Here is a 23,809-nt window from a genome sequence, read left to right as displayed (position 1 = left end):
CAGCGGCTCCCGCGCAAGATCAATTGCAGTTGGCGGCATGGTCATGAGCACCGCGCCGCGCTATTCGCGCGATCGGCACGGCAAGCGGAACAAGGTGAAGCTCGGCGGCAAGACCAAGCCGAAGCCGAACGGCTCCAGGCAGGTGCCGCTGGCAACGATCCGATGCCTGGACCTGGATCGCTATTTCACCGATCGCTATGGCGCCGTTCTCCCCGACGATGACGCCGGGCGTGATGATGCCGAGATCATGCTCAACCACATCGCCCATCGGCAGACGGGTGATCGGAAGTGGTCGATGGAGGATTGGCTGGATCGCCGCGCACCATGGTTGGTTGGCCGGGAGCGCGCCCGGCTCATCCGCAAGGTTTTTAAGAAGCCGATGCTCTACAAGGCGGACACGCTCGCCAGGGCGCTTGGCCTGACCTTCGCGCGCCGCCAGAGGCTCGGGATCACCAGCATCGGGTCCATCGATGTCGGGGCCGACCAGCGCGAGGAACTGCAACAGGAGCGAAATACCATGCAGCACGCCAAGAGGCGTCGCGCTGCCGGCGCGGTGGCGCGCGCGCAGTACGAGGCCAATTCGATCAGCAGGGCCGAACCCTGGAAGGCGGAAGGCATCAGCAGAACGACTTGGTATCGCCGGCTTGCCGAGCGGGCTGAGCCCCAAGAAATGCATTATGCATCGGACGGACTTGTCTCACGCATCGCCCGCGTCGAGATAACCGTCAGCAGCTCTTAGCGTGAGACAGGTGTGTCCGATGCATACTTCCTTCTATTGCTTCGGACGGACTTGTCTCATGGCTTGCTCGACGCAGCGCTGTGATGTGCGCACGGCGCCCTCAAGGGCGCGCTTACGGGCGCATGTCACTGCGCGTCTGATGGAACATCGAGATCAGCCAGGCGCTGTGACATCCGCCTTGAGGGCTCCTGTCACAGCTCAGAAAGAACTCTTCTCTGCTTCACCGAGTCTGGAGCTGCGCGCGCGAGTCACAAACTGAAACTGTCACATGTCACAGAGCTGCATCATCAGCACCGAATGCCGCTTCTACTATTGGGATGCCCGCGCAACGGAAAACGTAACGGCCACGCAGGCGGCGAATGTCTGTGGGAAGGATGGAGCGAACGAGTCAGATGTTCGCTCCAAACATCAGGTTTCCCTGTGGTTTGCTCCAATAGCGCAATCATCGCGACAGGGATATGCTGTGACACATGCCCGTGCTCCGCAATCATCGTCACGAACGCTTCGCTCAGAACATCGTCACCAGCGCGAAGACGAAGTGGTCGAACGGCAGGTGCTACAGCGAGGCCGGTTTCAGAACCGACGACAGGTCGGCCGACGCCTGCGCCGCGCGGCTGCTAACCAAGGCTAACGTCATGCAACGGATCGAGGAGCTATTGGCGCCATCGGTGAAGAGAACCAGGACGACGGTCGACGTCCTCGCCGAGCAGTTCGACGCCGTCTTCAACGGCGCGATCAACGCCGAGCAGTTCGGCGCGGCCGGCAGCGCGGCTGGGCTGAAGGCCAAGCTCCTGGGCTTCATGCGCGAGAAGATCGAGATCGGCGGCCCCGGCAGCTTCATGGGCGAGACCGTCGACGAGGTGATCGACGACGCGATCGAGGAGTTTGGCAGCAGCGGCAGCCTCGCCAGTTCGCTCCGCGAGCTGGCCGATCTGGTCGAGCAGCGCGCTGGGCTCGCGGCGCGGAACGTGACGCCGAGGAACAAGACGGTGCAGGTACGGTGTCGTCTGCCGATGCCGACGAACAGCCGGTTCAGATAGGGTACGCTGCACGAAACCAGCCCAAAACATGGTTCAATAAGATGTTTTGACAATCCGAACTGAACCGTCATGGTGTGAACCATCGAAACCAGACTCAAGGATGGTTCATATGTTCGTCCGCGCATATCTCAGGGCCTCGACCGACGAACAGGACGCCAACCGCGCGCGCGATCAGCTCAAGGCTTTCGCCACCGAACGCGGCCTCACGATCGCGGCCTGGTATGTCGAGAACGAGAGCGGCGCGAAGCTCGCGCGGCCTGAGCTATTCAAGCTGCTGTCGGATGCCCTGCCCGGCGACGTCCTGCTCATCGAGCAGGTTGATCGGCTCTCACGGCTGACGGCAGACGACTGGAACAAGCTCAGGGCCGACATGAAGACGCGCGGCGTGCGCGTCGTTGCGCTCGACTTGCCGACGTCATGGATGATGGCGGCGGCCAACGCCGACGAGTTCACCCAGCGCATGTTCGAGGCCATCAACGACATGCTCCTCGACATGCTCGCCGCCGTCGCCCGGAAAGATTACGACGATCGGCGACGTCGGCAGGCCCAGGGACAGGCCAAAGCCAAGGCCGAAGGCCGCTACAAAGGTCGAAAGGAAGACACCGAGCGCAACGCCGACATTGCGGACATGCTGGTCGCCGGGAAGTCGTGGTCAACGATCCAGCGGCTCGCCCGCTGCTCTCGCGCCACCATCGCGAAGGTCAAGAAGCGCGATCTGGTGGAGGCCTGAGCTGCCGGCGCGTTCGATGGGGCATCCGCAAGGGGGGCGTACTCCCCCGGTGGGGGCCGCTAATAGTTCGACTTGCCGAGAAATCGGGTCCCGCCGATGTCACACTGGCCCCAATTTTTTTTAGAGTCAGATTTTTAAGCCGAACCCGACCCGCTCTGTTCGCCCGAGGAGTTCTTCATGAAGAAGCCGGAGCCGCAGCCGAACCCAGAGCCGGAGGCGCCGACGCCCGAGACGTGGGACCCGGTCGAGGAAGGCCGCCTGGAGCAGGAAGCGTATCGGAAGTACCGTGATCGGCAGCGTGGCTATCCGATGCCGTTGCCGACGTATCATTGAAAAGGAGGCGAAGCAGATGGTTATGAAGACGGACGCTCGGGGCGGGACCTATCACGAGCCGCCCTACACCTGGGAAGAAGAGCAAGAGTTCTACAAGGCGGTCGGCGGCGGGCCTGTTACTGTTGTTCGGGGCGCGCCTGCTGGGCACCAGCCCAAACCGCCGCCACCACCGGCAGAGAAATAGCCCCCTTCTTGAGCGCGGCCTCAAGGCGCTCGGGCCAGCCTTTGCCCTCACCAATGATGCGGCGCGCATTCTGGATGTCCTCCCGAGGCGCGCCCCATTTTTTTGCCCACTGCTGATCGAGGTGTTTATGCGGTGCCGACGATCCACTGATGATCAGGGTTGCCTGCGCGACAGGGTAAACACTCCTCATGTTCCTTGTTGCCTTTCGCGCGGATAGGATCATGATGGCACCAGGTTGATCGAGGCGGTTTCTCGCACCACCAGAGCCCATAGAGACCAGTGCCCACGGATCGGCGCCCTTCGGGGAATGCGTCCAACAGTGCCAGTGTCCAACAGTGCCAGCGAAAGCGAGCGTCAACCTCCACGCGATGCGTGGTCTGGAATGGCAAGGCAAGGCATGGGGCCGTATGGCCAGAGTGACTGTGCAGAGCTGATCGGCACAACACGTCACAACACAACAGGCGACGCCACGGGATCAGTCCCGTGGCGTTCGTCGTTTTTGGCCCTGCCATCGCTCGGCGCAGGCCGCTGATGCGCTCACGCTCTGCCGGGCTCCAACGGTTGTTCCAGATCGCCGCGCTCATAGGCGGGCTTCTCTGAGGCTCGACGACTTCGGCTGGTTCGCGGCCCCGGCTCCGTGAAGTAGCCGCGCATGTCCGGTCTGAACCCCGACAGCGGACCAACCAGGGAAGTCGCCGGTCCGCGATGGGACAAGAGCCGACGTTTGGCGATCGCGTTGCGAAGACTAATTCGGGTGCTGGCTTTCCGACCAGCTTCGCTATCGGCACCGCGAGGGGGGCGATCAGTTGGAGAGCCGGCGACGGGAAAACTTGGAGGCAGCAGATACAATCCTGTCGTAGGCTTCAAGGGCAGCGTCGGTCGATAGTACGATCATTTCTCGGAAGCGCGCATCGCTCACCTGCGTGAAGCTTTGGCGTATGGCTTCGGTGAGTTCACCATCGCTGACAGATGGTCCCTTGGGGGTCGTTCGCCCCGTAAGCTGATTGAACAAATTCAGCCGGTAGGTGTCTGCCGCGACTTGCACGGCCCGGTCGTGCAGGTCGTCCACCTTGCGCATCTTTATCGGCCGCTTGGAAGGCTAAATTTCGGTCAGAATATCCGCAAACTTCCCAATATCAAGTACGTGACGTTCTCATCGTTCCTGAGAGCCGGCTCCGCAAGGCGTGCCTCGTTAGGTCCTCTGAGGGTCATTCTCGACCAAGTCGGGCTGACCGCGACAGGTCCGGTTAAGGCCTGCTTTCGGACCTGCGGACTTCCAGGAACCAATCGCTGCTGACAGGCGATGGTGGTCTCAAGCTCGCCTGCTGTCACCCGATCCCTGCCGCCATCGAGACCAGCGTCACGCGCGCGCCCGCGCTCGATGGGGCGTTGAGGTTCAGGCGAAACCCGGCAATCGGACTGTTCACCGGCGAGGTCACCGAGCTGCCAAGGCTGAACATCGTATTCGACGAGCCGGTCAGGATCGTGAACGCTGTCGGCGCTGACGACACCGGCGAAGGATAGACGCCGAGCGGGTCTTCAAGGCAGACGTCGATCGACCAGGAGGATCCGCCCGTCGAGAGGATCGCGAAGCTCATTTGCTGCGGTGTCGCTTGCCATGGCGCGAGCTGCCAGGGCGATGATCCACTCGCCGAAAGAGTCAGATAACGCGGCTGCATCTTGAAACCCCGCTCGTGTCTGCGCTGGAGATGTGATAATGCTGATTAAGTCAGCTTAGCTCATCTCGTGAGGAAATTACATGGCCGACAGCAGAGAGCAGGACGCAGCGCAAGCAATCAAGCGAGCGCAGATCAATGTCGAGAAAGCGCAGCGCGCCTACAGCAAGGGCAGCGGAGTCGATCAGCTCAACACCGCGAACCGCAAGCTCGCCGACGCGCACGACACGCTGCACACCATTGATAGCGGGCTCTGTAATTACGACTGACGGAGTCCGCCGCCGTCCGATCTCGGCGGCGCTGGATGAGATGAGAACGGGCTCACAACATGCCGCGTCCGCAGCGTTTCCCCATTAAGCTCGAGTTCTGGAGCACTGAGGCCCAATTGTCCGGGCTCGAATTGCTCACGGCCGACGGCCTGAGCGACAAAGCCACGCATTTGCGCCAGGCGCTGGCGATGTATCTCAGGCACTTCGGCATCGCACCGCCGCAGCCGCCGCGGCCCAATGGACAGCAGCAGCATCAGGAGACCAGCCATGTCCTATGACCACAAAGCGGTTATCGAGGCGCAATACAATCGGCTCGCGGCGGAACGCGCGCAAGCGGTCTACGAGTACGAAGCCGGGCGCACCGCCGAAGACGAATACACGACGATGGATGCCGCCGGCCGCATCTTGGAGCTGGACGCGAAGGCTGCCGCGCTCGACAAGGTCGCCAGCAATCTCCTCACCCAGATGCAGCAGCCACGTGGCAACGCCTACGGCTTGTCCGATGATGAGGTCACGATCGCCAAGGGCATCAGTGGTGGCGACGATCGCCTGACGAACGAAGACCGACTCAAGATTTACGCCCAGCAGAAAGAGAAGCTGCGCTATCAGCGCGCCACCGGCCAATATCGCGACGACCAGGGCATGCGCAGATGAGCCTGACGTTCCGCTCAACCATCCCCGACCAGCGCGTTGTGGTGCAGCAGGACCCCGATGGCCGGCGCCGCGTTGCCACCGCAACTCGCAATCCCGGCGCGCGCGAGCAATGGGATTTGAAATTGACGCATCCCTCGGGGGCGATCTTCAGTGGCAGCTTCAACGGCGACGGCAACAGCGCTGTCGTCGCGCTTGCCGAACTGATGGCCAGATCGAACCAGGCCTATGTCGCAGACCGTAGTCGTGGCGATCGGCCAGCCGCCGAGCCCTTCGACCAGAACCGGCGCGTCGATGACGCAGCGGTCGCGCCGATCACCCCGAGGAGATGATCCGATGTCCAGGCAAAGCCGAGTCGAGAGCTACCAGCGGATGGACGGCCCCAAGGGCGCTGGCCGCGACGAGAAGAACCTCGACTACTGGGTGGACCGTGCCACCGAGAACAGCAAGATCGCTTCGCGTGGCTCCGATGGCCCGATGAAGTTGCCGAGCACCAAGGCCACCGTGCGCGAGACCACGATGCGGCCGATGGAAGCGCGCAAGATCGACAAGCTGATGAAGGGGGAGGAACCGGGCGATCTCAATCATACAGGCTCCGGGCCGTTCATGCGCAGCATCAGGCGCAAGGCGTAGTTCGTGGTCGTCCGGCGCAAATACCGCGTCCAGGGCTTCAAGGATGGCGGCGCCGTTCCCATTGCGGACATCGCCGCCGCCGAGCCGGTGCTGGTGCCGAGCGCGGACGTAACGCCGCCGCCAGCATCGGAGGTCTCGCCTGTCGATGAGACCGACCAGGTCTTCAAGCGCGCGATCGAGGCTCAACGCAACGCCGAGCTGATGCAGCGCGAGGCGGCCCAGCAGAGGCGCCAGCCTACCCTTGAAGAGGTTGTCGAGGCGATCCCAGGTCTCTCCAATCACAAGCGTCGCATGATCATGGAGCATCCCGAGCTGCTGGAGCCCGAGCGCGCCGACATCGCGCGGCGCGCTCATGCCGAAGCATTGCAGGCGGGCATCGAGGACGACACGCTCGAGATGGATCAGCACCTCTTGGCCAGCCTCGCCAAGGCTGACCAGCAGCGCCACCGGCTGAACCAGGGCGCCAAGGCCGTCTCGGCGCCGCCGCCCACGCCGGAGATCGAACGTGCGGTGCAGGAGTTGGACCGCGAGGTCTCAGCTCTACAGGAGACGATCCCGATTGAGCGCGCGCCAGAGCGGGCGCAGCCCGTCTATCCGCCGATCGCGCGGACCTCCAGGATGCCCATCACCGCACCGGTCAGCCGCGACGTTCCGAGCTACAGTGGCCAGCAGATCATCTCGGACCGGGGCAAGATCACCCTGACCGCCGAGGAGCGTGACATCGCGCGCCGCAGCTTCACAGATCCCCGCATGAGCAACGAGGAGAAGGAGCGCTCTTACGGGATGCAGAAACTCAAGCTCGCCAGGATGCGCGCAGATGGCACCTATCCTGAGAGGGAGCGCGGCTGATGTTCTCGGATGATCCTCGCGTCAATGAAGCCGTCGAGACGCTATGCCGCGACTTCGGCAAGCCGAACCCGTATGCGCCCGGTCAGACAGCTCCGGCCCCGACGCTCACGGAAGTGATCGCGACGGTTCGCCGCGAGTTCGGCGAGCAGGCCGCGCTCGGCATCAGGCTATCGGTGCATTGATGCCCATCCCGACCCAGCTCGATCATGCCTTCGCCGAGGTTGACGACCTCCACCAGACGGTCCTGGTCCGACTGCGAGTGTGGCAGCGTGCAGGGCCAAGCCGCGATCCTGGAGCCATCCGCGCGGCCCTGAGGGCCTATGCGGACAAGGTCGTCGGGATCGTGAACGGTGACGGGCAATGAGGCAGGACCGCTACATCCCTGGTCAGGCTCATCGGGTCGCGGACCTGAAGGAGAAGTTCGACGAGATCAACCAGTTCATCAGCGAGAGGCAGGGCTGGGTGACGTCAGTCCGAGGTGACCCCGAGGTCCGGTTCGAGTGTTTGCCGGGGTCGCTGCTGCCGGATGAGTTGCGAGAGGCAGGCCACGAGGTCAGCAAAATCGGCGTAGGTGACCGCATCCTGCCGGCGGGCATGATCGAGCGCTTCATCATCGGCGACGACGGGGAGCGCAAGCCCGTTACCGAGGGGTCAACCCGGCCGTTGCAGATCGTGTCGCATGCCGGGATCACGCAGGTAGAAACTTACTGCTTCAGAATGAATGCATGCGATCCCGGCCATTGACGCAGTGACCAGCGGAAAAACCGCTGAAGACAGCTAACCTATTGATTGGACGCCTGGTTGCCAGGCTGCATTGGTCAGATTTGACGGTCGCGGCTCGCGATTTTAAAACTGCGCACCGATCTTTCTGCAATTTCAGCGGCTTGAGGCCATAGCGTCCGAGTACCGCACTCATCAGCGGTTTTTTCCCAAGAGCGTGCATGACAACCCACGTCATCTAAACTTCTGATTTTAAATCACTTTCCGATAGGACACCGGTCGCCCTTGTCGCCGGTCGTCAAGGTAGAGCCAATGCCTGCACATCCCGCTCGGCGATCGAGTCGGGGAAAACAGGAGAACCAACTTGGCTCATCCCCAGCGACTCGAAATAAGGTTTTTCGGTACCGCCGTATCTGCGCAAGGAGTTGTCGGCATCATCGGTGCGGTTGCGCTGGTTGCCCTGATTGTAGCGATGTATATCCACAACTAGGAGCCTCGAAGCACCCAATGGGCTACACGCTAAAAAAAATCATCGCGCTGTATCGAACTGATGCGCACTCTCCCTTTCAAAGACTCGGATACCAAGCTCGCGTCAAACAGGATCGCATGATGGAGCGCATCAGCGAGAAACACGGGCACCTTCAGCTCCGTGGCGTTAAGTCGAAAACGCTGACGGCTTGGTACAAGGATTGGTCTTCCGGCGGCAGGATCGCTGCGGGGCACGCACTGATCGCCCGGCTCCGCACGCTTTTCAGGTTCGGGTTCATTGTTTTAGAGGACGACGACTGTTTACGTTTGTCGGAAATTCTGCGCGAAAGCCGGTTTCGCACCCAGGGACCCCGCCTCGTACAATTGACGTCCGATCATGTGAAGGCGATCCGAGCCGAGGCTCGGGCGCATTTTGGGTGGTACTCCATCGCTCTTGCTCAGGCGCTGCAGTTTGAGCTGAGGCTCAGCCAGAAGGATGTGATCGGGGAATGGGTGCCAATCGCGGAGCCTGACGAGTCTGACGTGATCGTGCATGGGAAGAAGTGGGTCAGAGGCCTGTGCTGGTCGCACATCGATAAGAACCTGGTCTTGCGCCACACGACTGGATCGGCAGGTAAGCGCATAGAAGCTGATCTAAGAACGGCTCCAATGATCCTCGATGAGTTGGGCGGCCAAGACGAGATAATCCGCCTGGTCAATGAACGAGTTGGGCCAATTGTTATAAATGACGTGACAGGGCTGCCGTGGTCGACAGCGGAGTATCGACGAAAGTGGCGACTGGTAGCTCGGAAGGCCGGTGTCCCTGATATGGTGAAAAATAGAGACAGCGTGCAGGCCGCAACTCTCGTCGGCGGCCCGGACCAAGCCCGCGTTTTGCGCCACATCACTCTTACCGACATCAGCCGCCATTTACGATCTCGCCGTCGATGATAGAGCATCGGCCTTCGGCCCGAGAACTCGCCGCCTATCTCTTCCGGATGAACCGGGCCAAATCCGCCAACAGGCCGAAGCTGAACCGAAAGCCCGCTGGCGGTCGCGGTCGGTCGTCTTCCGAAGAAGCATTGCAGCGGGGGCAAGGGTCGCCGGCTGCGCCGCAGCCGCAGGCGTGTGGACCATCCCAAGGGCGGTCCTGGTGGGCTTCGCATACCCAGCCAGTGTCCTCGCAGGCAGGGCAGTTCATGGATCAACCTTCGGAGCATCGGGTTTTGGCCTGGGATGCACCCGCGCGTCGACCAGGACCTCGGTGACGGCGTCGCGCAGCTCGTCCTGATCGAGGATGGCGATCAGCCGGTCGATCGTTGCCACCGCGTCTCGCTCGCGGGTCAGATAGTCCGCCAGCGCGACCATGGCCTCATCATAGCTCTGCTCGATCTGCTCGGCCGGTTTCAGGCGCGCCATTACAGGTCATCCCGCAGGCCCTTGAAGGACGGATGCCGGACCTTGCCCTCGGCAGACTTGCCCCGGTACTCCACCTCGGCAAGCAGTTTTGGCTCGACCCAGATGCCCTTGTGCGCGACCCGCTTGGCGAAAGGCTGACTCTTCCTGATCAGCGGCTTCAGCCGCTTCCGCAGCTCGGTCTCGGAGGCTTTGTCGAAGCCGTGATCGACCTTGCCGGCATAGACCAGGTCGTCGCCCTTGTGCCGGCCGAGGAAGATGCCGTCCCACTTGCTGCCGTCCAGGGCGAAGCCGGCGATGGCCAGGGTCTCGCGGTGAGCACAGGTCGTCTTGACCCAGCGCCCGCCGAGGTAAGGCGAGCCCGCCACCTTGGAGACGATGCCCTCCAGCCCAGCTTGGCAGGCGCGCCGATACAGCTCGGCGCCGTCGATCTCGAAATCCTCGCTGTACTGGACAGGCGAGCCCTCGATCAGCTCCTTGAGAACCGCCTTGCGCTTCCCCAGGGGCATCCTGCGAAGGTCTCGGCTTTGGAGGTACAGCAGGTCGAACGCGACCATGACGATGTTCTGGGCGCGGCCCCGGAGGCTGTTCTGGAGCTGGGAGAAGTCCGTCTTGCCGCCCTCGCCGGGGACGACGATCTCGCCGTCGATGATCGCGGAGCCAGCCGTGATCACGGTGGCGTCCTCGACGATCTTGCGAAACCGCCTGGTCCAGTCATGCCCGCGCCGGGTGAAGACCTTGATGTCCTCGCCGACGATGTGGAGCTGGGCGCGGTAGCCGTCGTACTTGATCTCGTGGAGCCAACGGTCGCCTCGGGGGACCCGATCGACCTGCTCGGCGAGCAGCGGCTCGATGAAGCCCGGATAAGGCGCCTTCACCCCGATCGGCACGACCTTCTTACGCTCGGACGCCACTTACACACTCCACGCAACATCAGGATCATAGTTTTGAGGTCAGGCGGCTCCCCGTAGAGGCAGCGCCAGTTGCTCAGCAAAGGGCCTGGAGGCGTTGGCCTGGATGAAGGCCTGCAAGGCCGCCGTGATCTCGGCGCGGCCTGCGACGCGCTCGGCAAGCTCATCTGCGATCTCGCTGGTAGCATCCCGAGCCCGGCCCTCGATCGCGTTGAACGCAACGATCCTGACCGGATAGGCGTATTGCCCGGAGAGCAGGTCTCGGATGATGGTCTCGACGTCGGTGTCCTGCTCGTCGGTCTCGCGCCAGGCGCAGCCGGCGCGGGCGCCGAAGTCCTCCAACACCAGGTAAATCTCCCGGTCAAGCCGATCCAGCGGCACGATCGATGGGGCATGACGCATGACGCAACTCCTACTCAAAGAGGAGCAATCGCCCTGCCAGGGGATCGTTCCGGCAGCACATGGCCAAGTAAACCGGGACCGGGGCCGATCATTGAGGTCGCCCGCTTAGGTCTTATCGTCTGTACCGGGGGGGGAGAATTGGCTGGGCAAATGCAATTCGAGCAGGAGCCTTTGCTGCATTGTCAGGGCCATTTGATCCTGCGTGTCCTCGCGGAGGGAGATTGCTACTTCGATGGCGCGCTGCGCGCGGTCCAAGAGTTCCTGAGTTTCCGGGCTGAATTGTTCTGGCACGAGACGCGCTCCGGCTTGAGGCGGGAGCGCTGTGGCGTCTCTCAGTCAACCGACGCCCTGAAATCATGGCCGGTGATAGGGCCTAACGTACCACGGGCAAGAAGGGTCCTAAAGCGGTCTTATCCTTCGCCAAGCTTGCGAGGTGCTTCCAGGCCAACGCGGCCCGTAACCACTTCAACCGCTCGGCGGGGCAAGTCGCAGCGATCGCCTTCTGCATCGCGGCGACGGCTTCTGCTTGATGGTCGAGGTCCCCAATCATCGGAGCAATCATTCGCCGGATTTATTAAGACCGGCGAAAATCCGCAGCCCGGAAAACTACCGGCTTACTCCGCCGCGCGGTCTTCCTTGTCGGCGCCTCGCGCGACGATCTTGAGCGCGTCATCCGGCAGCGGGCGCTGCAAGGCCTTCGCCTCGTCCCAAGGTGCCCTTAACCAGACGTCGCGCTCCTCGCCGGTGGTCAGGATCACCGGCATCGCCTTGGGATGGATCGTCTCGACCACCGCGTTGGGCGAGGTCGTCAGGAAGCCATAGACCTGATGCGGTCCCGGCACCGGCTTCGACTTGGTGCCCCGATCGCCATTGAAGGTCGTCCAGATGCCAGCGAAGGAGAACAGCGGCCGGTCATCCGACAGTGCGAACCAGACCACGTCCTTCTTCTTTGTCTCCGGGTTCGGCTCCGGCGCGTACTCGGCGAAGCTGTTGACCGGGACAAGGCATCGGTTCTCCGGCTTCAGCCATGCCCGCCAGTGCGGCGACGACGTGTTGCGGATGTTGGTCACGGGCGGGCCGCCCGTGCGCGGCGGCGGCGGCATGCCCCAGCGCATCATGACCAGCTCGCGATCGGTGCCTGAGTTGCGGATCACCGGGGCCGGATAGTCCGGGAAGACTCCGGGCATCGGCGGCAGGTTGCCCTCGTATCGAGTGACGACGCGGAACAGCGCGAGGATCGCGGCTTGGTTGGTGGTGATGCTGTAGAGGTTGCACATACGTCTCGATCGTCCTTACGCTTATTATCTTCTTCAGCCGCCTCGCGAGCCCCCCATGGCACGAGGGCGACCTTTGGTGCTCCAATCGGGTCGGACGTCGGCGCCGCGCCCCCCGCAGGCCGAGCAGACGAAGCGCCCCTCGATGTCGGACAGCCGGAGATGGTCGGGCCAGACGTCGGCGCTGACCGCGACGTGGCGGCGGCAGCGGAAGTTGCCGCAATGGACCAGGACGCCGCGTAGACCCATCTCCCGAAGCTCGGCGAAGGTGATCTTGACCGGGCGGCTACTGAAATTAGTGGCACCATGGCGAGCAGGACGAGGCATGCCCCATCAAAACGCGCCTCGGTGGGGACTGCAAATTGTCGATTGGTAGGGGCACCGGTCGCTGGCGAGCTACTGCCGGTCGTGGGTGTGGACAAGTGCCGACGACGGGAGCCGGCGAGGACCAGGCATTCGTCTTACGTTGCGTCCAGCCCAATGCGTGCTCAGCCGACGTAAGTCATTGAAAGTCCAACCACTCGTTCTTCATGCGACGGCGCTAGGGAGCGCCATCATCGGCGCTTAAATCCCCCGCTAATTCAGCCACATATCTGAAATGATTGAAGCTCCCGTGACGCTCGCAGGACCGCGCGGCAACGTCAAACTGAGCATCAAGATCAATTCGCCACCGACCGCACGGGTACCAAGGCCAGCAGGGTCGCGGCCCGAATGACGAGACGCTGGAGGCTTACTGGCGCGGTCTTGCCGATCGGAAGGCAGCCGAGGCGAAGCCGACCTACAATGCCTCAATCCACCGCTCGATCGTGGCGTCGGCATCGCCGACGTGCTCCACCATGTTCGACACCAATTCGTTGGCCCTGTCGCGCTCGGTACGCAGATCGGCAATGGTTCGCTCGGCAACCCTGAGCTTGTCCTCAAGCTCGAATGTGCGCTCTGCCTCCTGATCGGCGTCCACCGGCGCTTGCATCAAGCGGCAGCCTCGGCCTTCAGTGCGTCAGTCTTCCGACTGGCATGTCCGATGTCGATCCGACAGCGGCCGAACCGGAAAGATCGCCGAGGCATTTGCCGCTCTTCCGGACTATCCAACGAGGTCAGGACGCGTAAACTATCCTCCGGTGGGTACTCGGAGACGGCATGAGCCAGCGCAAGTTCATGGGACTTGTGGGCGGTGCGGCGGCATCAGGGCCGGGTATTCCGCAAGCCGTACAGCGGCGCGCCAACACGGCCGCCGGGCCAGCTCACGACGATGAGCAAGAATTCCCACTGATCATCGCCAACATGCCTGCAAGCCCTCGCCAAAAGGCCTGGGCGGTGGGGGTCGCCGTCTTGCTCATTGTCGCTGCAGCGAGTATCGCGCCGTTCGCGACAATCCAGCTGGGCCAGATCAATGGCTTTGTTCCGGTTTTACAGACCGCTCTGGGCCTGGCCGAGTTCATCACGGCAGCCCTGCTGTTTGCGCAATTTGCGATCCAGCCTCAGCGGGCACTTCTCGCACTGGCAAGTGGATATGTTTTCAGCGGATCGTTTGCATTTTTGCAAACGCTCGCCTTTCCCAACGGCTACGCTCCCGCTGGTGTCATCGGGGATGGACTGAACAGCCCCGCTTGGCTGTACGTGTTTTGGCACACAGCCTTTCCCGCGGCGATCCTGGTCTACGGGTTCACGAAGGATCATTCGACTGTCGGCAGACCAGGCAGACCTGCACGAGCGAGCATCGCATTTGCCATCAGCTGTATCGCCATCGCGATAGCAGGTCTGGCGTGGCTAGTGACCGCGAAAGCCGAGCTTCTCCCCAGCTTCTATGTGAACGACGTCAGGCATCAGACGCCGCTTGGCAATCAGGTCAACCTGATACTTTTGATATGGAATGTGACTGCTCTAACCGTTTTGTTTGCGCGCATGCGCACCATTCTTGACCTTTGGCTGATGGTGACTTTGCTCGCCTACTTGCCGAACTTTTTGGTAGCAATCATCGGCAGCTCGGTTCGGTTCACCATCGGTTGGTACGCAGCACGCGGTTTCGTTCTGGTCGGCAGTTGCATGTTGCTGACCGTATTGCTCATCGAAACGATGTTTATCTATTCCCGCCTTGCCAGCGTCATCGCCCTGCAGCGGCGCGAACGAGCGAACCGGCTTCTCAGCATCGACGCGGTCACTGGCGCGATCGCCCACGAGCTGAGATCGCCGTTGGGGGCCATCTCGCTCAATGCTGCGACGGGCCTGAGCCACTTGCGGGCTGTCTCCCCTGAACTGGAGGAACTCGAGAACATCCTCTGTGACATCGAAGCCGACGGCGGCCGGGCCGCTGATATCATTTCGAGCATTCGAGAGATGACAATCAAAACGGCACACGGCGGCGCTTCGGCAAACGTCGAGGATATCGCCGAGCTTACGCTGAGACTTTTGAAGCACGATCTCCTGGCCAATGGTGTATCAGTAGCGACGGAGCTTCAGGGCAACATACCTCCAGTCGCCCTGGACGGCACTGAGCTTCAGCAGATTGTCCTGAACCTCTGCAAGAACGCGATTGACGCAATGAGTTCTGTCCCCGCCGATCAACGGCAGCTCCGTCTGAAAACCGCCCTCGATGGTAGCACAACCGTCCATTTGTCGGTCGAGGACTCAGGCACTGGCATCACACCGCGTCATCAAGAGCGCATCTTCGACCCTTTCTTCACGACGAAGCAAGGCGGTATGGGGTTGGGACTGGCCATCTCCTCTAACCTGGTCGCAAAGTGCGGAGGAAGGCTGAGGCTAGTCAAGTCGGACGTCAGGGGCTCCGTTTTCGAGTTGGAGATGCCAATCTCCGCTCAGTCTTCTGCGCAATAGCGGTACGAGGCCGTCACCATCGTTCCGCCTTTCGCTCGCTTCATCGAGATCATGATCGTGCCGAGGTTGGCGGCAAATTCCTACCCGGCCTTTGGCCCCTGCAGCACCACCGTGACGCCCTTGTCGTTACGCAACTTGGCACCATTGATGCCGCCGATCAGGCCGGCCCCGCCGCCGACCGACACGAGGGTGTCAGACGACAAAGAAGCCGGCGCAAGATCTGCGTGCGTCGCTCAGGGTTTTGCACTATCGACCTTCTTCCAGGTCTGGTCCGGATCGAATGCAGTCATGCGGGCAGCGAGGACCTTGGTCCGAGGCCCGAGATCCTTCTGGTAGACAACGCCCCCATGATTGACCAGGAAGGTCATGACGCCCGAATTGCCGTACTCGGCGGGCCAGGCGACCAGCGCAAAACCTCCGATCATCTTGCCTTTGACGACGTAGTTGAGCGCGCCGCCTGGCGCGTTCGAGCCCTGCCCTTTCAGGATGCGGAAATAGTAGCCGTGATAGGGCTCCGGGCCATCCCCGGCCTGGTACCCTTCAGCCGAAGCCTGCGCTACCAGTGCGCCGAGTGGGCTCTGGTCGCTGTCGTCGCGCCAGAACAACCCGTCCTTCTTGCCCGCGCTGCTGACGATGCGCTGTGCGTACACGCCGGCCCCCTCGCCGCGATCCTTGTCAGCGTAGTCGTTCTCGGCATCGACAAAGGCAAGACTGGTCTGGATCGCGTCGAGCTCATTGCGGCCGATGCGGCGATACAGCACTTCGATGCGGCCTTCGGCGGCATCGAATTCCCAGCCGGTCTTGGTGTTGACGAGCGGGATCGGGAACGGGAAGTCGTCCGGACCCAACATCAGCATCGCCTTCTTGTTACCCTCTGTCTTGACCGAATGCTTGGCGTCATACATCGAGATGAAGCGTTTCCGGATGTCGACGTCGGCGACCTCATCACCGGACGAGACGATGTCCTCGGCAGCGCTGCCGAGGACCTTCAGGATGGCTCGGTCCGGCCCGCTCTTGACGGCGGCAGCGAGCGCCGCTGCCGCATCCTCCGGTGTCGGATAGGACTGCTGCGCCAGGGATGGCGAGTTCAGGAGCGCCAGCGCCATGATGGCCGGCAACGCCGCACCAAGAAGCGACTTCAAACCCATCATGGCGTCACCCCCGCAGGAATCCGCGCGCCGCTCTCGAGCCAATCGCGATAGGTACGGAATTTCAGACCGAGCTTTTCGTAATAGACCCGGAGATAGCCGTCGGCTCCGCGGGTGACGGCTACCGGCTTCACTTCCTCGACTTCCTGCGCAATGACGCCGACATAGGCCTTGTCGCTGCCGATATAGCTGAAGCGGTAGTAACCAAGGCCGCTTGCGAGATGGCCGAGCAGAACGACATCGTGCTTCAGCCCGATATCGGAACGCCGTCCGCCGCCACCACCACCACCACCGCGGCCACCGCCACCGCCACCCTGGAAGCCTCCGCCGCCGCCTCGGCCGGCGAAGCTCGCACCTCCGCCGCCGCCACCGCGCGGTCCCATGCTCGCCATGCTCGCCTGGCCACGGGCCGATGCTGCAGCCGCCGAGCGGCCCGACGACACGTTCAGGGCGCCGCCACCACCGCGGTTCGCGGCCTTGGCGCCACCGCCGCCCTTGGTACCGCCCGCTTTAGGGCTGGTACTTTTTGCGCCGGCATTCTTGGCACCACCACCCTTGGCCGCGCGATCGCCACCACCTTTAGCACGATCGCCCCCCGCCTTGGCACGATCCCCGGCGCCTTGTCGGTCACCGCCTCGATCACCTGCGCGGTCGCCGGCACGATCTCCTGCGCGATCTCCTGCGCGATCTCCAGCACCTGGCCGATCCTGTCCCGGCTTCTGCTGTCCGTCGCGGCCGCGGAAATCCATCCGGTCGGCGGCGCCGGCCTTCAGATTGCTATTGCCGAAGCGCTGCTGAACGTTGGCGTTGTTGTAGCGTACCCCTTGGCGATGCGAGGGATTGTGCTGCCAGCCATTTCCGATATTCGTGGTCCGGTGATTGATATAGACGTTGCGGTTGCCCCAGTTGCAGCCACCGCCCCAATAATTGCCCCAGCGACCGATGGCCCAGGCCGTGCCGAATGCAAGACCAGCCGCGACGACACCTGCGCCGATGTAGGAGGGATAGCCAAAGTAATACGGCGGATATTCGGTGTAGGGCCACGCTCCGTAGACTGTCGCAGGCTCGTAGTACGGCACGTACATCGTATCGGGAACCGCCGGCTCGATCACGACCACCTGCCTGCTTTCCTCGGTCTTGACGCTCACCTTCTGCTGCTTGGTGGTCACCAGCTTCTTATTGTCGAAGGCCTTGGTCCGCAGACGCTGGACCGCATCCATCACATCCGGTTGCTGCGCGAGCACGGCGTCGCCCAGCGCCTTGGTCCAGTCGAGCTTGTCGCTCATCATGGCCAGGACCTCAGCAGTCGAGGCCAGCGCCTTGATGCTGTCATCCCACGGCTGCTTCTCGACTTCAGTCTTCAGGGCATCACCCTTCAGAGTCTTGCGCTCTTTCAGCCAGCGATCGGCCTGAACGACTTCCAGAGGATAGGTGGAAGCCGCCAGCACGTTGGCAAGCAGTTCGTCGGGATAGAGCGCAATCGGCGCGACCAGAGCTTCGAGCTGCTCCGGTTTCAGAAGCTCTGCGGCTTGAGCGGGGGGATTTTCCTGCTGCGGGCTGGAGGCCGGCGCCTTATCTGCGGTCTGCGCCACCGCCGCCAGCGGAATCGCGATCACGAGCGCAAGCGCCATCAAGGTCCTGCCGCAGCAAAACATCAGATCCTCCATACACATGTTCCGGCGATCATCAGACCCGAGAGCTGGCGTTTGTTGATCGAGATCAACGAAACGCTGCCTCATCCCCCGCGACGCCCGAGCAAGCTAGTCAATCAGCTCAGCCTCCATCAGCAATCGTTCCGGGATCGCCAGCCCAAGCGCGTGGACGGCTCTCACGTTGATAACGAGATCAAACCTTGTGGCGAATTGCACCGGAAGACTGCGGACCTCGGCGCCGCGAAGGATGCGAGCGACATAGCCAGCGCCGTCGCGAAACTGTTGCGTCAGGTCGGCGCCATAAGACATCAGCCCGCCATTCACAGCATAGAAGCGGACGGCGAAGATCGCCGGTACGCGGCGCTGGGCCAGCAACGGGATTGCCATGGCGCTCTGAGTACTGAAGAAACCGCCATCCGGCAGCACGACGAGCCCGCTACCATTCCGCGCCGCCGCCTCGATGACCCCCGCGATCTCGGAGCCGCTGCGGACGGAGGCGCCGGTAACCGTCATGCGCAGGCGACTTTCCACCTGGTGTGCGGCCTGAAGATAAAGGGGCGCATATGGCGCGGTTTCGGGATTGTACAGAAGCATCGCACTGCTCATGCTGGGCACCATGTCTTTCAACAGGCTCAGCCATTTCCCGCTCATGGCATGCTCGTAAAGCGAGAATCCGGTAAGATTGCTGGTCGGCCTTGCCAGATCGACGACGAGGCCTGTCCCGACCGGATCCGAGAGCCCGACAAAGATGATCGGAATGACCTGCGTTGCAGCCCGCAGCGCCCGTGTCGTCGCCGTGCTGGTGGCAAACAGCACGTCGGGTCTCGCGGCAACAAGTTCGCGAGCTGCATGTTCCTGCCATGTCGGATTGGAGCCCGGCCAGCGCACATCTAGCCGATAGTTCTGATTGGCGATCCAGCCGAGATCGGCGAGACCCTGCTGAAAGGCATTGACACGCATCTGAGCGCCGCCATCGCCCACCAAATTGCCAGTCAGCACGCCGACCGACGGCATCGGCCGCGGTGCCCCGTCCTGGGCGCGCGCGAAGACCGGAACAGCAGCTGCAGTCCCGACCAAGGCCATGAACTCACGGCGCTTCATTGCCCGTCCGCTATCCCCGAATGTCCCGCACCCTTCGCATGACGCGATTTCTGAAGGAAACGGGGTTGGCGGCCGGAGGGTTTGATCAAGATCAAGGTAGCTGAGCTTGGGTTCGGCCGTGATTCGACTTGATCTGGAGTGATCACCGTCAGGTTCGGTCAACTGGCTGACCGAGCGCTTGCTCATGTCCGTGCGCGGACAGCAGGATCCGACGGTCGTGAATCAGGCTCTGAAGGCGATGCGCGGCGACATTCAGGGTCGTGACATCGAGCGCATTCTCGTCTCCTGCCGCGGCTTTGGCGCGCTGAGCCTGGAGAACCCGGTCGATTTCGGCCTCGATATCGGACAGTTCGGCTGCTGCCTCGGTCCTGCGTATCCGCACACCCAACGCATACAGCAGGTCCAGCCCCCGCTCGTCCTTCGAGGGATCACCTACCCGAAGGAATTTCCAGGCCGCCGCCAACACCGAGATAAGGCCGCCGAAAATCATGGGCGCGAGGAAGATGATGTTTCCCCATTCGTCCAGAAAACTCTGCTGCGTGCCGTTGTAGAACGCCGCAGCGCCGGGATGGACCGGGAGAAACGCGTCCGTATCCGTGCTCGGCGCGGTCATTTGAGAAAGTATCGGCAATTCCCCCAGCAGATCCCTGCGTGCCTTCATCAGTGCGTCGGCCAAGCTGCCGGCTACTTCAGCACCAAGCTGCTTGTGCGCGACCACATAGAAGGAGACCCGCAATGTGGTCAGATCGTCGCTCGGAACGGGAGGCGAGCCACGCAACGTTCCCTTTGGGACATCGAAACTTTCGTAGGCGCGCTGCTTTTCCGCGATGGCACCGGCCGCCTCGACGGGAAGGAGGACCGGCGCGGTCTTCGGGGACTGTAGAAAGAGACCACGCAACAGCGCCAGATATTTTTCGGCAAGGGGAATGACGATCAGAATCGCCCGGACCTCCTTGGCATCGAGTGCCCGCCGCGCGTCTGCCGGCTGGAGATTTCGAAATGTCACGTTGGCCCGAGCCAAGCCGTATTCGTCGTTGAGCACGTTGACGATGTTGCGATTTATCTCGCCGCCGATCACGCCGACACTGGCGCGTTTCAACCCGGCGATATCGGTAATTGCCGAGCCCGGCGGCGCAACCAAGAGGACAACGGCATGGGCGAGAACCACGATGGCCTGCGCCTGCGATAGGTCGCCGACGTCGCCGCGGACGACAGCAAGCTCGACCTTTTCCGCCGCAAACTGCTCGGCAGCATCAACCGCGTTGGTGGTTTCGACCAGCTTGAGCCGGACCGGGGCGTTCACGGCGGCAAGCCGGCTTGCCAACGCCGATACCAGCCGTGTGGCTTCGCCATCCAGCGATCCGACCGCGATGGTCAGCGTCGTCGGGCGAGAGTACCAGCGGTAGCCGACCAGGCCGGCCCCTAGCACGAGCACAACAGCGCTGATGACAATGAGGGAACGAAGCCAGATCGGCATTTTCGCAGGGACCATATGGCGCTCACAATGGATCGAACGTCCGGTGGCCGCACGGGCTCATTGCCGCACCGCCCGGCTCAGCTGCGGCGTATTGCTCAACCGGTGCGATTCAGGCCAAGAGCGGACCCGTTCAGTGCCCGCTGAGCACCAGCGTCTTGATCGGCAGCAAGAGCGCCTGAATTCGCAAGAGCATGGCGTGCACGAGGCCGACACCATCGACGACGTGCAAGGCAATTGCCCGGCCTGTGCCCGTCTCCTTCGCGGAGATCTCTTCGTGATTGCTGGTATAGGCATTGACGATGCAACTGCTTCCCGGCGTCACGCCGTCGAGGCCGCCCTTGTACAGCGGCTCCAGGAAGGCGAGTATTGAACCCGGCTTACGTGCATTCTGAGCTTCGATCAATTCCTGGCCAGCCTGGACCTGGCCGGCGGCGATGTAATCCTGCACATCGGTGACAAGGAGCGGAATGATCACCCATGGCTTGGAAATGCAGGTCGCTTCTGCGACCATCCCTACCTTCACTACCCCCGCTTCAATCTGTCCAAACCCGGCCTGCAGCCTACCCCTGCCGGCATCTGCCGGTATCAACACGCCGGCTGGTCGCATGATCTGGGCAACGAGATCGCCCGTCCGAACGAGGAACTGCTCGACCCGACCGTCGACGCCGGCGCGAACGAAGGTCTTGTCGAGATCGACCTGCGCTTCAGCCAACGCCGCCTGGCCGCTCGCTTTTTCAGCCGGCAACAGCGTTGAAAGCCGCAACATCGCCGACGTCTTGGACGCGGTGGCCGAGTCCACACCAGCCTGCCGCTGGTTGACCACGACCTGTAGTTTCTCGATATCGCGTTGCGGGACGATACCGGGATTGCGGCGCTGCAGCTCCGTCTTGACGTCCAGCTCGTCCTTGGCCTGCTGAAGGCTGGCCTTGGCTTCCTGGATCTGCGCTTCGGCCTTGACCACGTCGTTTTCGGCGCTTGTCATCGCGGCGTCGACCTCGGCGATCTTGCGCGTGGCCGTCTCCAAAGCGGCCTTCTGCTTCGAACTGTCCAGCCTGAACAGCACATCGCCTTTCTTCACCGCCTCGCTGTAGCCGACATTGACTTCCGCGACGCGGCCGGAGCCTTCAGGCAGGATCGGGACCGTCCGAAAATAGAGCGCCGCCGAAGTAGTGGACGGGTGAAAGTAGAAGATCATGGTGATCAGCGACACCGTGAGCATCAAGCAACCGGTGATGCCCCATCGCAACTCGTACCAAATGGAAAAGAAGGTGATTTCCTTGCCGAACCGTTTGCCTTGGGCATAACGGCGGTAGAGATAGTCCGGCAGGATGGTCAAGATGGAGCAGAACATGAGCTCAAACATGGCTGTGCTCCTTCCCCTTGACGATCGGCTTCTCGACCGACGGCAAGCTGGGCAGTTCGGGCTCGCGACCCTCGCCGGGCGCGGCGTCGGCGATCCTCTCAACCGAGCCTGCGATACTCCGCAGCGGCGTGCCGAAATCTGGCAAGTCGATCATCGCGAGCAGAAGGCCAGCCACCCAGAAAATGTGCATGTGCGTAAAGAGCGAGATGATGCCCAGCACGGCCACTATCTCGAACTGAAGCTTCTGCGACTTGTGGGCCATTCGTTCCGGCAGGCTGTGCAGCTTCCAATATAGCGTACCAACCCAGAGCACGCTGCCGACCAGGAAGATCCCCATCACCACCATCAGCACATCCGTCCCGCTTCCCGGCGCGAGATAGAACGGCAGATGATGCGGGGCCATCGGATGAAGTTGCTCGCTCAATGGTCGCCTCCACAGAAGGGATCAGGGCGCTCTGCGCGCCGCTCAGTTACCCTGGCCGCGCAGGTGAGAAAATTGCTTGATATGAATCAAAGGTCCGAACGGCGCGAAACCTAGCCTAGCCCTGACTCCGATCCCACAGCAAGCCAGGAACGCACAATCATGCCCGGCATCGATGAGCTCATTCCCAACGCACTGCAAATCCGCAAGGAAGCCGCGCTCGAGGAGGCCAAAAAGGCCGAAGAATACGTGCGCCTCGCCGCCGCGGCCGAAGCCGAGAAGCGCGCCCTGATCGAACGGCTGAGCAAACCGTCCGGCAAATCCGAGGAGGAGAAGATCAAGCTCGCCTCGACCATCATCCAGCGCGCGGTTCGCAACGGCCTGACCGAAGTGCAGGTCTATCGCTTCCCGAATACGCTGTGCACCGACAAGGGCCGCGCGATCAACCAGATGGAGGCTGGCTGGGAGAAAACGCTGACGGGAATTCCAAAGGAGATCTTCGAGCTCTGGACCGAATACCTCAAGCCGCGCGGCTATCGCATCGGCTATCAGGTCATCGACTTCCCGGACGGCGTGCCCGGCGACATCGGCGTCACCATCTCCTGGGGCGACTGATCACGGTTTGGCCGACTCGAGGCAATGGAACGCGAAGCATGGCAAAGGCCGAGGCTGCAGAGCGAATGAAGCGCAAGGATTACGAGAAGGAGCTCGAAAAGCTTCAGGTCGAGCTTTGCCACCTCCAGGACTATGTGAGGGAAAACAAGCTTCGCGTCATCGTGCTTTTCGAAGGCCGCGACGCCGCCGGCAAGGGCGGCACGATCAAGGCGATCACAGAGAAGGTCAGTCCGCGCGTGTTCCGGGTGGTGGCGCTGCCGGCGCCGTCGGATCGCGAGAAGTCGCAGCTATTCTTTCAGCGGTACATGGAGCAGTTTCCGGCCGGCGGCGAGATCGTGATCTTCGACCGCAGCTGGTACAACCGCGCCGGCGTCGAATACGTCATGGGCTTCTGCTCGCCAGCCGAGCACGATCGCTTCCTTTCGCTCTGTCCACAAGTGGAGAAGTACGCTATCGACGGCGGCATCATCCTGATCAAGATCTGGCTCGAGGTCGGGATGGATGAGCAGGAGCAACGCTTCAAAGCTCGCATCGACGATCCGGTGCGGCAATGGAAGCTCAGTCCGATGGACGTGGAATCCTTTCGGCGCTGGTATGATTATTCGCGAGCGCGCGACGAGATGCTCAAGAAGACCAGCACCAAGCATGCGCCCTGGTACATCATTCGCTCCGACGACAAGCGGCGCGCACGGCTGAACTGCATCGCGCACATCCTGAAGGCTATCCCGCACAAGCGGATCAGGAAAGACAAGGTGAAGCTGCCGAAGCGGTCCGACAAGGGACGCTACAATGACCAGGCCAGCTTGCGCGGAATGAACTTCGTCGCGGAGCGATATTGACGAAGTGGTCGGGCCGCACTGCCGGTGCGGTCCGATCGTTGAGTCCGGGGCCAATGTTGACGGTGT

33 protein-coding genes are annotated in these 23,809 nt (G+C 62.1%); 16 read left to right on the top strand and 17 right to left on the bottom strand.

Annotation, left to right across the window (positions count from 1 at the left end):
- Positions 1-43: 43 nt before the first annotated feature.
- From BRA471DRAFT_RS35805 to BRA471DRAFT_RS38365, 4 genes are all read left to right on the top strand, one after another.
- Positions 44-739 (top strand): hypothetical protein, encoded by a 696-nt coding sequence (locus tag BRA471DRAFT_RS35805; protein WP_007610102.1) that lies wholly within the window; start codon positions 44-46, stop codon positions 737-739.
- A 470-nt stretch (positions 740-1,209) separates the two neighbouring features.
- Positions 1,210-1,779, top strand: coding sequence for a hypothetical protein (locus BRA471DRAFT_RS18950; RefSeq protein WP_007610101.1), 570 nt, complete (start codon positions 1,210-1,212; stop codon positions 1,777-1,779).
- 109 nt (positions 1,780-1,888) lie between these two features.
- Entirely contained in the window at positions 1,889-2,509 is a 621-nt protein-coding gene (locus BRA471DRAFT_RS18945; RefSeq protein ID WP_007610100.1) for a recombinase family protein, read from the top strand.
- Between the two features lie 177 nt (positions 2,510-2,686).
- Positions 2,687-2,842: a hypothetical protein gene (locus BRA471DRAFT_RS38365; RefSeq protein ID WP_007610099.1), complete on the top strand. Its 156-nt coding sequence runs from the start codon at positions 2,687-2,689 to the stop codon at positions 2,840-2,842.
- Positions 2,843-2,958: 116 nt separating this feature from the next.
- Here BRA471DRAFT_RS38365 and BRA471DRAFT_RS18940 read toward each other — a convergent pair whose 3' ends face one another.
- From BRA471DRAFT_RS18940 to BRA471DRAFT_RS18930, 3 genes are all read right to left on the bottom strand, one after another.
- On the bottom strand, positions 2,959-3,216 hold the full coding sequence (locus BRA471DRAFT_RS18940; protein WP_007610097.1) for a hypothetical protein: 258 nt from the start codon (positions 3,214-3,216) through the stop codon (positions 2,959-2,961).
- A 612-nt stretch (positions 3,217-3,828) separates the two neighbouring features.
- Positions 3,829-4,104, bottom strand: coding sequence for a hypothetical protein (locus BRA471DRAFT_RS18935; protein WP_007610093.1), 276 nt, complete (start codon positions 4,102-4,104; stop codon positions 3,829-3,831).
- Positions 4,105-4,354: 250 nt separating this feature from the next.
- A complete protein-coding gene (locus tag BRA471DRAFT_RS18930) occupies positions 4,355-4,624 on the bottom strand; it encodes a hypothetical protein (RefSeq protein ID WP_035974092.1) in 270 nt (89 codons plus the stop codon).
- Positions 4,625-4,785: 161 nt separating this feature from the next.
- On the opposite strand from BRA471DRAFT_RS18930, the gene BRA471DRAFT_RS18925 reads away from it, so the two are divergent.
- The 8 genes from BRA471DRAFT_RS18925 (at position 4,786) to BRA471DRAFT_RS18885 (ending at position 7,848) form a co-directional block, all read left to right on the top strand.
- Entirely contained in the window at positions 4,786-4,971 is a 186-nt protein-coding gene (locus tag BRA471DRAFT_RS18925) for a hypothetical protein (RefSeq protein ID WP_007610090.1), read from the top strand.
- Between the two features lie 59 nt (positions 4,972-5,030).
- Positions 5,031-5,249, top strand: a complete 219-nt coding sequence (locus BRA471DRAFT_RS18920; protein ID WP_007610088.1) for a hypothetical protein — start codon at positions 5,031-5,033, stop codon at positions 5,247-5,249.
- A complete protein-coding gene (locus BRA471DRAFT_RS18915) occupies positions 5,239-5,625 on the top strand; it encodes a hypothetical protein (RefSeq protein WP_007610085.1) in 387 nt (128 codons plus the stop codon). The genes BRA471DRAFT_RS18920 and BRA471DRAFT_RS18915 overlap by 11 nt, the downstream gene beginning before the upstream one ends.
- Complete coding sequence (locus BRA471DRAFT_RS18910) at positions 5,622-5,954, top strand: hypothetical protein (protein ID WP_007610083.1); 333 nt, start codon at positions 5,622-5,624, stop codon at positions 5,952-5,954. Before BRA471DRAFT_RS18915 ends, BRA471DRAFT_RS18910 begins: the two co-directional genes overlap by 4 nt.
- Before the next feature lie 4 nt (positions 5,955-5,958).
- Positions 5,959-6,255, top strand: a complete 297-nt coding sequence (locus BRA471DRAFT_RS18905) for a hypothetical protein (protein ID WP_007610081.1) — start codon at positions 5,959-5,961, stop codon at positions 6,253-6,255.
- 3 nt (positions 6,256-6,258) lie between these two features.
- A complete protein-coding gene (locus BRA471DRAFT_RS18900) occupies positions 6,259-7,104 on the top strand; it encodes a hypothetical protein (RefSeq protein WP_007610079.1) in 846 nt (281 codons plus the stop codon).
- Positions 7,104-7,286 (top strand): hypothetical protein, encoded by a 183-nt coding sequence (locus BRA471DRAFT_RS18895; protein WP_007610078.1) that lies wholly within the window; start codon positions 7,104-7,106, stop codon positions 7,284-7,286. The genes BRA471DRAFT_RS18900 and BRA471DRAFT_RS18895 overlap by 1 nt, the downstream gene beginning before the upstream one ends.
- A 178-nt stretch (positions 7,287-7,464) precedes the next feature.
- Positions 7,465-7,848 carry a hypothetical protein gene (locus BRA471DRAFT_RS18885; RefSeq protein WP_007610074.1) on the top strand — a complete coding sequence of 128 codons (384 nt, stop codon included), beginning with the start codon at positions 7,465-7,467 and terminating at the stop codon, positions 7,846-7,848.
- Between the two features lie 274 nt (positions 7,849-8,122).
- Here the strand turns inward: BRA471DRAFT_RS18885 and BRA471DRAFT_RS38360 are convergent, their stop codons facing one another.
- Positions 8,123-8,308 (bottom strand): hypothetical protein, encoded by a 186-nt coding sequence (locus BRA471DRAFT_RS38360; RefSeq protein WP_157234080.1) that lies wholly within the window; start codon positions 8,306-8,308, stop codon positions 8,123-8,125.
- A gap of 23 nt (positions 8,309-8,331) precedes the next feature.
- On the opposite strand from BRA471DRAFT_RS38360, the gene BRA471DRAFT_RS18880 reads away from it, so the two are divergent.
- The gene (locus tag BRA471DRAFT_RS18880) at positions 8,332-9,243 is read left to right on the top strand and encodes a hypothetical protein (protein ID WP_050992638.1); all 912 of its coding nucleotides are present in this window, start codon (positions 8,332-8,334) and stop codon (positions 9,241-9,243) included.
- Positions 9,244-9,489: 246 nt separating this feature from the next.
- Here the strand turns inward: BRA471DRAFT_RS18880 and BRA471DRAFT_RS18875 are convergent, their stop codons facing one another.
- From BRA471DRAFT_RS18875 to BRA471DRAFT_RS18845, 6 genes are all read right to left on the bottom strand, one after another.
- On the bottom strand, positions 9,490-9,711 hold the full coding sequence (locus BRA471DRAFT_RS18875) for a hypothetical protein (protein ID WP_007610071.1): 222 nt from the start codon (positions 9,709-9,711) through the stop codon (positions 9,490-9,492).
- The gene (gene ligD / locus BRA471DRAFT_RS18870; protein ID WP_007610070.1) at positions 9,711-10,622 is read right to left on the bottom strand and encodes a non-homologous end-joining DNA ligase; all 912 of its coding nucleotides are present in this window, start codon (positions 10,620-10,622) and stop codon (positions 9,711-9,713) included. Before ligD ends, BRA471DRAFT_RS18875 begins: the two co-directional genes overlap by 1 nt.
- A 39-nt stretch (positions 10,623-10,661) precedes the next feature.
- The gene (locus BRA471DRAFT_RS18865; RefSeq protein WP_007610069.1) at positions 10,662-11,021 is read right to left on the bottom strand and encodes a hypothetical protein; all 360 of its coding nucleotides are present in this window, start codon (positions 11,019-11,021) and stop codon (positions 10,662-10,664) included.
- Between the two features lie 614 nt (positions 11,022-11,635).
- Entirely contained in the window at positions 11,636-12,298 is a 663-nt protein-coding gene (locus BRA471DRAFT_RS18855; RefSeq protein ID WP_007610067.1) for an SOS response-associated peptidase, read from the bottom strand.
- Positions 12,299-12,331: 33 nt separating this feature from the next.
- Complete coding sequence (locus BRA471DRAFT_RS18850; RefSeq protein ID WP_007610066.1) at positions 12,332-12,622, bottom strand: hypothetical protein; 291 nt, start codon at positions 12,620-12,622, stop codon at positions 12,332-12,334.
- A gap of 451 nt (positions 12,623-13,073) precedes the next feature.
- The gene (locus BRA471DRAFT_RS18845) at positions 13,074-13,265 is read right to left on the bottom strand and encodes a hypothetical protein (RefSeq protein WP_007610065.1); all 192 of its coding nucleotides are present in this window, start codon (positions 13,263-13,265) and stop codon (positions 13,074-13,076) included.
- 167 nt (positions 13,266-13,432) lie between these two features.
- On the opposite strand from BRA471DRAFT_RS18845, the gene BRA471DRAFT_RS18840 reads away from it, so the two are divergent.
- The gene (locus BRA471DRAFT_RS18840; RefSeq protein WP_007610058.1) at positions 13,433-15,127 is read left to right on the top strand and encodes an MASE4 domain-containing protein; all 1,695 of its coding nucleotides are present in this window, start codon (positions 13,433-13,435) and stop codon (positions 15,125-15,127) included.
- 80 nt (positions 15,128-15,207) lie between these two features.
- On the opposite strand, the gene BRA471DRAFT_RS40000 is transcribed toward BRA471DRAFT_RS18840, so the two are convergent.
- From BRA471DRAFT_RS40000 to BRA471DRAFT_RS18810, 7 genes are all read right to left on the bottom strand, one after another.
- On the bottom strand, positions 15,208-15,330 hold the full coding sequence (locus tag BRA471DRAFT_RS40000) for a hypothetical protein (protein WP_256379916.1): 123 nt from the start codon (positions 15,328-15,330) through the stop codon (positions 15,208-15,210).
- 30 nt (positions 15,331-15,360) lie between these two features.
- On the bottom strand, positions 15,361-16,278 hold the full coding sequence (locus tag BRA471DRAFT_RS18835; RefSeq protein ID WP_007610051.1) for a DUF2950 domain-containing protein: 918 nt from the start codon (positions 16,276-16,278) through the stop codon (positions 15,361-15,363).
- A complete protein-coding gene (locus tag BRA471DRAFT_RS18830) occupies positions 16,275-17,930 on the bottom strand; it encodes a DUF3300 domain-containing protein (protein WP_007610050.1) in 1,656 nt (551 codons plus the stop codon). Before BRA471DRAFT_RS18830 ends, BRA471DRAFT_RS18835 begins: the two co-directional genes overlap by 4 nt.
- 105 nt (positions 17,931-18,035) lie before the next feature.
- Positions 18,036-19,028, bottom strand: coding sequence for an ABC transporter substrate-binding protein (locus BRA471DRAFT_RS18825; RefSeq protein WP_007610048.1), 993 nt, complete (start codon positions 19,026-19,028; stop codon positions 18,036-18,038).
- Between the two features lie 148 nt (positions 19,029-19,176).
- Positions 19,177-20,520, bottom strand: a complete 1,344-nt coding sequence (locus BRA471DRAFT_RS18820) for a TAXI family TRAP transporter solute-binding subunit (RefSeq protein ID WP_007610046.1) — start codon at positions 20,518-20,520, stop codon at positions 19,177-19,179.
- 115 nt (positions 20,521-20,635) lie between these two features.
- Entirely contained in the window at positions 20,636-21,868 is a 1,233-nt protein-coding gene (locus tag BRA471DRAFT_RS18815) for an HlyD family secretion protein (RefSeq protein ID WP_007610044.1), read from the bottom strand.
- Positions 21,861-22,271 (bottom strand): hypothetical protein, encoded by a 411-nt coding sequence (locus tag BRA471DRAFT_RS18810; protein WP_007610043.1) that lies wholly within the window; start codon positions 22,269-22,271, stop codon positions 21,861-21,863. Before BRA471DRAFT_RS18810 ends, BRA471DRAFT_RS18815 begins: the two co-directional genes overlap by 8 nt.
- Positions 22,272-22,451: 180 nt before the next feature.
- On the opposite strand from BRA471DRAFT_RS18810, the gene BRA471DRAFT_RS18805 reads away from it, so the two are divergent.
- Positions 22,452-22,904: a hypothetical protein gene (locus BRA471DRAFT_RS18805; protein ID WP_007610042.1), complete on the top strand. Its 453-nt coding sequence runs from the start codon at positions 22,452-22,454 to the stop codon at positions 22,902-22,904.
- A 38-nt stretch (positions 22,905-22,942) separates the two neighbouring features.
- A complete protein-coding gene (ppk2, locus tag BRA471DRAFT_RS18800) occupies positions 22,943-23,743 on the top strand; it encodes a polyphosphate kinase 2 (protein ID WP_007610041.1) in 801 nt (266 codons plus the stop codon).
- Positions 23,744-23,809 lie beyond the last annotated feature (66 nt).

The organism is Bradyrhizobium sp. WSM471, assembly GCF_000244915.1.
Taxonomy (GTDB): domain Bacteria; phylum Pseudomonadota; class Alphaproteobacteria; order Rhizobiales; family Xanthobacteraceae; genus Bradyrhizobium.
Note: the sequence above shows the minus strand (reverse complement) of the source record. Positions and strands in the feature narration are given on the sequence as shown.

Bases quoted from the DNA above. Each gene is read 5' to 3' on its own strand.
- BRA471DRAFT_RS35805 (WP_007610102.1), top strand. From the start codon at position 44: ATGAGCACCGCGCCGCGCTATTCGCGCGATCGGCACGGCAAGCGGAAC.
- BRA471DRAFT_RS18950 (WP_007610101.1), top strand. From the start codon at position 1,210: ATGCCCGTGCTCCGCAATCATCGTCACGAACGCTTCGCTCAGAACATC.
- BRA471DRAFT_RS18945 (WP_007610100.1), top strand. From the start codon at position 1,889: ATGTTCGTCCGCGCATATCTCAGGGCCTCGACCGACGAACAGGACGCC.
- BRA471DRAFT_RS38365 (WP_007610099.1), top strand. From the start codon at position 2,687: ATGAAGAAGCCGGAGCCGCAGCCGAACCCAGAGCCGGAGGCGCCGACG.
- BRA471DRAFT_RS18940 (WP_007610097.1), bottom strand. From the start codon at position 3,216: ATGAGGAGTGTTTACCCTGTCGCGCAGGCAACCCTGATCATCAGTGGA.
- BRA471DRAFT_RS18935 (WP_007610093.1), bottom strand. From the start codon at position 4,104: ATGCGCAAGGTGGACGACCTGCACGACCGGGCCGTGCAAGTCGCGGCA.
- BRA471DRAFT_RS18930 (WP_035974092.1), bottom strand. From the start codon at position 4,624: ATGAGCTTCGCGATCCTCTCGACGGGCGGATCCTCCTGGTCGATCGAC.
- BRA471DRAFT_RS18925 (WP_007610090.1), top strand. From the start codon at position 4,786: ATGGCCGACAGCAGAGAGCAGGACGCAGCGCAAGCAATCAAGCGAGCG.
- BRA471DRAFT_RS18920 (WP_007610088.1), top strand. From the start codon at position 5,031: ATGCCGCGTCCGCAGCGTTTCCCCATTAAGCTCGAGTTCTGGAGCACT.
- BRA471DRAFT_RS18915 (WP_007610085.1), top strand. From the start codon at position 5,239: ATGTCCTATGACCACAAAGCGGTTATCGAGGCGCAATACAATCGGCTC.
- BRA471DRAFT_RS18910 (WP_007610083.1), top strand. From the start codon at position 5,622: ATGAGCCTGACGTTCCGCTCAACCATCCCCGACCAGCGCGTTGTGGTG.
- BRA471DRAFT_RS18905 (WP_007610081.1), top strand. From the start codon at position 5,959: ATGTCCAGGCAAAGCCGAGTCGAGAGCTACCAGCGGATGGACGGCCCC.
- BRA471DRAFT_RS18895 (WP_007610078.1), top strand. From the start codon at position 7,104: ATGTTCTCGGATGATCCTCGCGTCAATGAAGCCGTCGAGACGCTATGC.
- BRA471DRAFT_RS18885 (WP_007610074.1), top strand. From the start codon at position 7,465: ATGAGGCAGGACCGCTACATCCCTGGTCAGGCTCATCGGGTCGCGGAC.
- BRA471DRAFT_RS18880 (WP_050992638.1), top strand. From the start codon at position 8,332: ATGGGCTACACGCTAAAAAAAATCATCGCGCTGTATCGAACTGATGCG.
- BRA471DRAFT_RS18875 (WP_007610071.1), bottom strand. From the start codon at position 9,711: ATGGCGCGCCTGAAACCGGCCGAGCAGATCGAGCAGAGCTATGATGAG.
- BRA471DRAFT_RS18865 (WP_007610069.1), bottom strand. From the start codon at position 11,021: ATGCGTCATGCCCCATCGATCGTGCCGCTGGATCGGCTTGACCGGGAG.
- BRA471DRAFT_RS18855 (WP_007610067.1), bottom strand. From the start codon at position 12,298: ATGTGCAACCTCTACAGCATCACCACCAACCAAGCCGCGATCCTCGCG.
- BRA471DRAFT_RS18850 (WP_007610066.1), bottom strand. From the start codon at position 12,622: ATGCCTCGTCCTGCTCGCCATGGTGCCACTAATTTCAGTAGCCGCCCG.
- BRA471DRAFT_RS18845 (WP_007610065.1), bottom strand. From the start codon at position 13,265: ATGCAAGCGCCGGTGGACGCCGATCAGGAGGCAGAGCGCACATTCGAG.
- BRA471DRAFT_RS18840 (WP_007610058.1), top strand. From the start codon at position 13,433: ATGAGCCAGCGCAAGTTCATGGGACTTGTGGGCGGTGCGGCGGCATCA.
- BRA471DRAFT_RS18835 (WP_007610051.1), bottom strand. From the start codon at position 16,278: ATGATGGGTTTGAAGTCGCTTCTTGGTGCGGCGTTGCCGGCCATCATG.
- BRA471DRAFT_RS18830 (WP_007610050.1), bottom strand. From the start codon at position 17,930: ATGTTTTGCTGCGGCAGGACCTTGATGGCGCTTGCGCTCGTGATCGCG.
- BRA471DRAFT_RS18825 (WP_007610048.1), bottom strand. From the start codon at position 19,028: ATGAAGCGCCGTGAGTTCATGGCCTTGGTCGGGACTGCAGCTGCTGTT.
- BRA471DRAFT_RS18820 (WP_007610046.1), bottom strand. From the start codon at position 20,520: ATGGTCCCTGCGAAAATGCCGATCTGGCTTCGTTCCCTCATTGTCATC.
- BRA471DRAFT_RS18815 (WP_007610044.1), bottom strand. From the start codon at position 21,868: ATGTTTGAGCTCATGTTCTGCTCCATCTTGACCATCCTGCCGGACTAT.
- BRA471DRAFT_RS18810 (WP_007610043.1), bottom strand. From the start codon at position 22,271: ATGGCCCCGCATCATCTGCCGTTCTATCTCGCGCCGGGAAGCGGGACG.
- BRA471DRAFT_RS18805 (WP_007610042.1), top strand. From the start codon at position 22,452: ATGCCCGGCATCGATGAGCTCATTCCCAACGCACTGCAAATCCGCAAG.
- ppk2 (WP_007610041.1), top strand. From the start codon at position 22,943: ATGGCAAAGGCCGAGGCTGCAGAGCGAATGAAGCGCAAGGATTACGAG.